This is a genomic window from candidate division KSB1 bacterium (genome assembly GCA_034506335.1).
Classification (GTDB): domain Bacteria; phylum Zhuqueibacterota; class Zhuqueibacteria; order JANLFK01; family Oleimicrobiaceae; genus Oleimicrobium.
This window is the reverse complement of sequence record JAPDPR010000087.1, coordinates 1-6648: the sequence shown is the minus strand read 5'-3', so window position 1 is coordinate 6648 and position 6648 is coordinate 1. Positions and strand designations below refer to the sequence as shown.

The 6648-nt window shown below is 60.9% G+C and carries 7 protein-coding genes; 3 read left to right on the top strand and 4 right to left on the bottom strand.

The window, feature by feature from the left end:
* The 4 genes from ONB25_15045 to fni all read right to left on the bottom strand — a co-directional run.
* Positions 1 to 286: PTS system mannose/fructose/sorbose family transporter subunit IID (locus ONB25_15045; protein ID MDZ7394202.1), on the bottom strand; the 286-nt coding region annotated here is incomplete at its 3' end.
* A gap of 14 nt (positions 287 to 300) precedes the next feature.
* Positions 301 to 981 carry a PTS sugar transporter subunit IIC gene (locus ONB25_15040; GenBank protein ID MDZ7394201.1) on the bottom strand — a complete coding sequence of 227 codons (681 nt, stop codon included), beginning with the start codon at positions 979 to 981 and terminating at the stop codon, positions 301 to 303.
* 82 nt (positions 982 to 1063) lie between these two features.
* Entirely contained in the window at positions 1064 to 2041 is a 978-nt protein-coding gene (locus tag ONB25_15035; protein MDZ7394200.1) for a polyprenyl synthetase family protein, read from the bottom strand.
* Positions 2038 to 3108: a type 2 isopentenyl-diphosphate Delta-isomerase gene (fni, locus tag ONB25_15030; GenBank protein ID MDZ7394199.1), complete on the bottom strand. Its 1071-nt coding sequence runs from the start codon at positions 3106 to 3108 to the stop codon at positions 2038 to 2040. Before fni ends, ONB25_15035 begins: the two co-directional genes overlap by 4 nt.
* A 303-nt stretch (positions 3109 to 3411) precedes the next feature.
* On the opposite strand from fni, the gene ONB25_15025 reads away from it, so the two are divergent.
* The 3 genes from ONB25_15025 to ONB25_15015 all read left to right on the top strand — a co-directional run.
* On the top strand, positions 3412 to 4134 hold the full coding sequence (locus ONB25_15025) for a 1-acyl-sn-glycerol-3-phosphate acyltransferase (protein ID MDZ7394198.1): 723 nt from the start codon (positions 3412 to 3414) through the stop codon (positions 4132 to 4134).
* Positions 4135 to 4174: 40 nt separating this feature from the next.
* Positions 4175 to 5656, top strand: coding sequence for a M64 family metallo-endopeptidase (locus tag ONB25_15020; protein ID MDZ7394197.1), 1482 nt, complete (start codon positions 4175 to 4177; stop codon positions 5654 to 5656).
* A gap of 31 nt (positions 5657 to 5687) precedes the next feature.
* The coding region (locus tag ONB25_15015) for a glycoside hydrolase family 127 protein (GenBank protein ID MDZ7394196.1) at positions 5688 to 6648 on the top strand (961 nt) is incomplete at its 3' end.

Genomic DNA, 6648 nt, shown 5'->3' with positions numbered 1-6648 from the left:
TGATGGGGCGGTCATCCGGCCATTTCTGCGTTGTGGCCTGCTGCTCTAACTTGGCCACTGCGCCCAACACCCACGATGCGGTGTAGGGGTGAGTGTTGAAGAACTGCAGGTGGCGCTGCAAAAAGGCCGCCCGCTGACTTTGTGTACCGGCGACCCTCCTGGCAATGGGGATCAAGGCAGAGCAGAAACCAAGAGCGAGCATGCGCTCGAAATTCCATGAGCCTTGGATGAAGAAAGAACGCCACCAAACGCGCCACAGATCGACCGCACGTACCAGCTCGCGCATAGGGTCGGCAACCCTCATCGCAGCAGGAGCAGCCCGGCAAAAAGGCCCACCGCCAGCGCCCATAGGTTTTTCCGCCTGAGCAGGAGCGCACCGACCGCACCGAGGCCTGCTCCCAACACCACCGCCGGTGTCAACGCAAAGGCCCTATCGGCTGAGGGCGGCACCATGCTAACCACGTGAGCGAGCACCCTCGTACCCGCCAGCACGCCGAAGCCCGTAAGGACTACACCGGCCACAAAGGAAAGGGCAATAGCCTGCGCGTGGCACAATGAGACGCCGCGCGTGTCTCCGCGCGCTGCAAAAGCGTCCGCGCGGTGCAAGAGCACGGTGTTGATCCGCCGGCACCCTCGCACCAACCATCCGCCTGCCCAAGCCACCCCCAAGCCCCAAAGAAGCGAGCCACAGAGTAGCACTTCGGGCCTCTGCATCCTCCTTGCAAGCATGATCAGAACCGCCGCACTCACCAAGGCCCCCACATTGCCTTCGTTGGTGCGGACGCCACCAACCGGCACCTCCGCCAACCACAAAAGCTCTAACAAAATACCCACACTCAGTCCGAGCTGCGCATCCCGAAGCAGCAGTCCAGCTACAGTGCAGCCGACCAGAGGGTGAGAGACAAGCACCTGGAACGCAGCAGTCGTGTCGGTTGCGACTATCCCCCCAAGCAGACAAATGAGCAGAAACTCCTGGGTCATTGCGATGTCGCACGTTCGTTTCGGCTAGGTACGCGCACTTCTTGCCGAACAGACAATGGCGAAGGCTTCTCGCTGCCAGTTGCTATGCTACGCGGGCCACGAGTTGGTGGCTCAGTTCAAGCATTGCTTGCACCGCCTCCGAAGGAGGCAACGGGCCCAGCGCCTGCCGTGCCAATTCCAGCTCTTTGTTCACCACGGCTTCAGCCTCGGCGACCACACCGAGCGATCGGAACAGCCTTTCCACCTCGTCCAGTTCCTCGCCGGGTAGGTGGCGGCCAAAGTGACCAGCAAGCCATGCACGTTGTTGCGCACTCATCACCGGTTCTGCTGCCACCACCAAGAACGTCTTTTTCCCCTGAGCAAGGTCGCTTCCCCTTGGCTTGCCCGATACAGCGACAGAGGATGACAGGTCCAAAAGGTCATCTTGCACCTGAAAGGCGATGCCCAGATGCGTCCCGTACTGCCCCAGGGAATCCACTTGTTCGTCCGTTCCGTCCCCAGCCAGCGCGCCCACCTGGCAGGCAGTGGCAAACAGGCACGCCGTTTTCTTGCGAATCATCGTCATGTACTCATTCATCCCCACGCTGGAGCGCGTTTCGAACTCCTTGTCCAGCGCCTGCCCTTCACAGACCTCGACTATGCCCTTGGTAAAGACACGGGCCATGTCCACCAGGCGAGGATAGTTTCTGCTGAACAGGGCATGGTAGGCCATGGCCACGAGTCCGTCGCCGGCAAGAATAGCGGTCCCCACATCCCACTTGACATGCACGGTGGGCCGGCCCCTCCGCGTCTCATCCTGGTCCATGATGTCGTCGTGTACCAGGGTAAAAGTGTGCAGCAGCTCGATCGCCGCCGCCGCCGGAACCACCTCCTGCACATCGGCCCCCACTGCCTCAGCTGCCAACAGGAGCAGGAGGGGCCGCAGTCGCTTGCCGCCGCTCTCGATGAGGTAGCGCACTGGCTCGTACAGCAGCGCCGGTTCGGAAGAGGCACACGCTTCCTCTAAATACGCCCCCACTAACTGGCGCAGATAGGCCGCCTTCTTCTCAAGCGCGCTCATTGGCCCCTCATGAAGTCGGCTTTGCTGAAGTAGCGGACTTGCTTCAGCATCGCCACTTGGCGGCAGCCGGTCAGGAACATGGCCAAACGGAACTCCTGGCGCCACCTCTGGATGAGTTCCTCAAGCGACAGTCCGTCCTTCTGGAACAGGGCGCGCAGGAAGGGCGCTGCGGCCCCGGCCATCTCCGCCCCCAAGACCAGCGCCTTCGCCATGTCAAGCCCACCCCGCACTCCGCCAGAAGCGATCAGGTGCAAGTCTGCAATGGCGCGCAACTCCTGCAAGCACAGCGCAGTGGGGATGCCCCAGTCCCAGAACTCTTCGGCCAGGTGAGGGTCTGCCCCGCGATAATATTCCACCGCCGCCCAGGAGGTGCCGCCGGCACCGCTCACGTCGATGTAGCGGATGCCGATGTCCGCCAGGCGGAGGGCCACTTCGCGAGAAATACCAGCCCCCGTCTCCTTAACGATAACTGGGACGGGGAGCTCTTCGACAAGTTGCTGGAGCCCAGCCAGCACGCCGCTAAAGTCGGTATCGCCCTCTGGCTGCAACGCCTCGTGCAGAGGGTTCAGGTGCACGGCCAGCGCGTCGATTTCCACCAGCCGCATGATCGTTTCCACCGCCGCGAGCCCCTGAGCTCGGGCCACTTGTGCAGCGCCAATGTTGCCCACCAGGGGTATGTCAGGCGCCACCTCGCGCACGGCACTGAAACTGCGCACGTATTCCTGGTTCTCCAAGAGCTGTCGCTGGCTCCCCAATCCAAGCGCTACCCGCTGGTTCTGGCACGCCTGCGCCAGGGCGGTGTTCACTTGTTCGGCCCGCGCAAACCCTCCCGTCATCCCCGTGACCATGAGCGGCATGGAAAGGGTCTTACCCAAGAAGGTAGTGCTCGTGTCCACCTGCTCCAAGGCCACCTCTGGCAGCGCACAGTGCATGAGCTGAATCTGCTCAAAGCCGCTGCGCACCGTGCGAAAGCTCACGTCTTCCGACAAACAGATCTCAAGGTGGTCGGCCTTGCGGGCGGCAATGGTGCTCATTTCCCCTTTATGCCGCTTCTCCTCGTCTGCCACCGCTCTTCTCCTGTGCGCACATGGACGGCGCAATAGTTGCATCAAAGGTAAGCAAAATCAACTTCCCTGTCAAGTGAAACTTCCCTGGGTGTGGGTACTCATCACCTTCTACTACTCTGCGGTGAGCCGAGCCATCAGCGCGTCCTGCAACACCACATTCAGGGGAACCATAGCAGAGCCGGACCTGCTGTAGCCAGCGCGCAGAATTTGCTTGCGTCTGTCCTCTTTTTTTGCTATGATATGAGCGCCAATAACGGCGGACGGCAGTGCGACCCTGCCAAGGTCGACCAAGCCAGGCTGACAGTGAAAGGACCCTGCTTGTCGGACACCCTCTACAAAAGCCTGCGCCTCCTGCGCCTTTTCTTCCGCTATGACGTGCTGGGCGGGACCAACCTTCCTAAAGGCGGCCCCTCGCTGATAGTAGCTAATCATGTGGGCAGTATTGGACCGGTGATGCTCTTTTTCTCCCTCCCACTGCGCTTCCACCCCTGGGTGATAGCCGACCTCACCGATTGCCGGCGTTCACCCGCGTACCTCTATCAGCAATTCGTCCGTCCCACCCTCCATCTCGAGGGATGGACTGGGCGCGCCCTGGCCAAGCTCATCACCACCGTCACCGTGCCGCTGCTCAGGGGGATTGGCTGCATCCCAGTGGAATTGCACAGCACCTGGACCGGCGCTGCCTTCCGTCGCAGCCTGTTTCTCCTGATGCGGGGCGCGCACATCGTCATCTTCCCGGAGGACCCCGCCCTGGTCATGGACCCAGAGACAAACATGTATCCCTTCAAGCTCGGCTTCGTCCACCTTTGCCAGATGTACCGTGACCGCACAGGCGTGCGCCTGCCGGTAGTACCAGTCGCCATTCATCCGTACCAAAGAATGATCTCGATTGGACCACCTCAGTACTACCAGGGCAGTGGGTACGAGGAGCCACAGGTTATCTCCTTCGCCACGCGCCTCTACGAGCTGGTCCGTTCTCTGTACTTGCAGCTACCGTCCCGGTCACGATGTGCCGCCCCCAAATGACCAGGACAAGTGTCGCACAATTTTCTGGGAGCTGATTGCTATGCGTGCACGAGCCGCGTTCTTGGCAAGCCTGACGCTAATGGGTTGTTATGCCTTGCTGGCCCAAACACCTGTCGCCTTTGAACAGTTTTTCGCCGAAAAGGCGCTCCGCTTGGACCTCTGCCAGGTAGGCGACGCCAGGGAGGAATTCATCACCCTCCAGCGGATGCACCAGGAGCCAACCTGGCCAGAGACCAGAACTGCGCTCATTGACCCCTTCAATAACGGGCGCTACACGGTTAAGCTCTATGACATTGCCACCAACCGCTTGATCTACGCGCGCGGCTTTGACTGTATGTTTGGCGAGTACAAGACCACTACCCCCGCCTTGCAGGGGCAGAAACGAGTGTTCCAGCGCTCGGTGCGCGTGCCGTTTCCCAAGTACCCTGCGCTGTTCGTCATCGAGGCGCGGGACAAGAAGAACATCCCGCACGTGCTATTCAGCACCACGGTTGACCCCAATGACTACCATATCATCCGCGAATCGGGCACAACCCTGGCAGAGGTGCACGAGGCACATGTAGTGGGAGCTGCGGAGCGCTGCGTAGACTTTGTCTTCATCGCCGAGGGCTACACCCTAGCGGAGCGCGAAAAGTTCGCCGCTGACGTAGATCGCTTCACGGGGTGGCTCTTTGCCACCGCCCCCTATGCGGAGTATCGCCACCGCATCAATGTTCGCGGGCTCTTCCTACCATCCCCGGAGTCAGGCATGGATGAGCCGCGACAGGGTTCCTTCAGGCGAACCTTACTGAACGCTTCCTTCAATGCTTTCGATCTGGACCGCTACATGCTGACCGAAGAAAACTGGCTGCTCCGTTCGCTGGCCGCTCAAGTGTCTTACGAGGCCATCGTGGTGCTGGTCAATAGTGCCCGTTACGGGGGAGGTGGCATCTACAACGACTATTGCATCACCACGGTTGACAACCCCGCGAGTAAGCGCGTCTTCCTGCACGAACTGGGGCACTCATTTGCCGGGCTTGCGGATGAATACTATGCCTCCGAGGTCTCCTACAACGAGTTCTATCCGGCAGGTGTGGAGCCTCTGGAGCCCAATATCACCGCCTTTCTGAGCCCTGAGCTTCTGAAGTGGAAGGAGCTGGTATCGCCAGGTATTGCGCTTCCCACTGTGTGGGGCAAGGAGCGTCTAGATAGTTTGCAGGCCGAGCGGCAGAAAACTCTCAAGGCCATGACCCAGGAGTTGCAAAAGGCCGCACAGGCTGGTGCACGACCTGACACCCAGGACAAGATTCGCGCCCGCTACCAGAAAGAGCTGAAGCACCTTGATCGCGAGATGGAGAACGTGCGCGCCCAGTACGCCCACCTCCGTGACAAAGTGGGGGTGTTCGAGGGAGCAGGATATGCGTCCAAGGGGCTCTACCGCCCCATGATGTACTGCCTGATGATCTCGAGCCCCGAAGACAAATTCTGTGTCGTCTGCGAGCGAGCAATCGCGCGCATGATCGGCTACTACTGCGGGGATTAGGGCTGCGCGGCAACGAAGGAGGAAACCGGTGATGATGATGGACCGGCGTGGGTTCATGAACTGCATGGGTGCAGGTATGATGGCTACACTGTTCGGGTCAGCGGCAGGGGCCAGCTTCTCCGCCGCACCCAACCGGGTGCCTTGGCGCGCCCCACGGGGCAAAACCGTGCGCCCTCCGCTGCTCACACCCGTGCCACTTGGCGCAGTTCGTCCCTTGGGCTGGCTTCGCACCCAGCTGGGCATCCAAGCAGAGGGGCTCACCGGCCACCTGGATGAGTTTTGGCCGGACGTGGCCCAGAGCAAGTGGTTCGGCGGCGACGCGGAAGGATGGGAGCGCGCCCCCTACTGGCTGGATGGCCTCATCCCCCTCGCCTGGTTGCTTGAGGACCCCCGACTTCAGGAAAAGGCGACAAGGCGCGTGGGACAAATCCTGGCAGGGCAGAGGGACGATGGCTGGTATGGACCCTTTGTTCCGCCTGCCGAGGGGGGACTGCAAAAGTACGACCTCTGGGCATTCATGCTCATGAACAAGGTTTTGGTCCAGTACCACGAGATTACCGGGGATGAACGTGCCCTGGGGGCAGTAGTCCGCTGTCTGAAGACAATGCACCAGCACCTGACCACCTACCCCCTCTACAACTGGGGGCGCTTCCGCTGGTTCGAAAACCTCATCCCCATCTACTACGCCTATCGACACACAGGGGAGGCCTGGCTCCTGGAGCTTGCCCGCCTGCATCACCAGCAGGGGTTTGACTACCCGACTTTGTATCGGCAAGAGGATGTGACAGTGCCCACGCCGCGCCGTGGCCTGTGGAAATGGACCAAACACGTGGTGAACACCGCCATGGCCGTCAAGGCCGCGGCCCTCTGGTGGCAGCTGAGCGGAGACCCTGCAGCACGTCGTTTCCCCTTTGAGATGCTCGCCATGTTGGACCGCTACCACGGCCAGGTCACCGGCGTCTTCTCCGGGGATGAATGCCTCGCAGGCAAGA

Excerpts from the sequence above, each read along its gene's own strand:
- ONB25_15040 (MDZ7394201.1), bottom strand. The coding sequence starts at position 981 with ATGACCCAGGAGTTTCTGCTCATTTGTCTGCTTGGGGGGATAGTCGCA.
- ONB25_15035 (MDZ7394200.1), bottom strand. The coding sequence starts at position 2,041 with ATGAGCGCGCTTGAGAAGAAGGCGGCCTATCTGCGCCAGTTAGTGGGG.
- ONB25_15020 (MDZ7394197.1), top strand. The coding sequence starts at position 4,175 with ATGCGTGCACGAGCCGCGTTCTTGGCAAGCCTGACGCTAATGGGTTGT.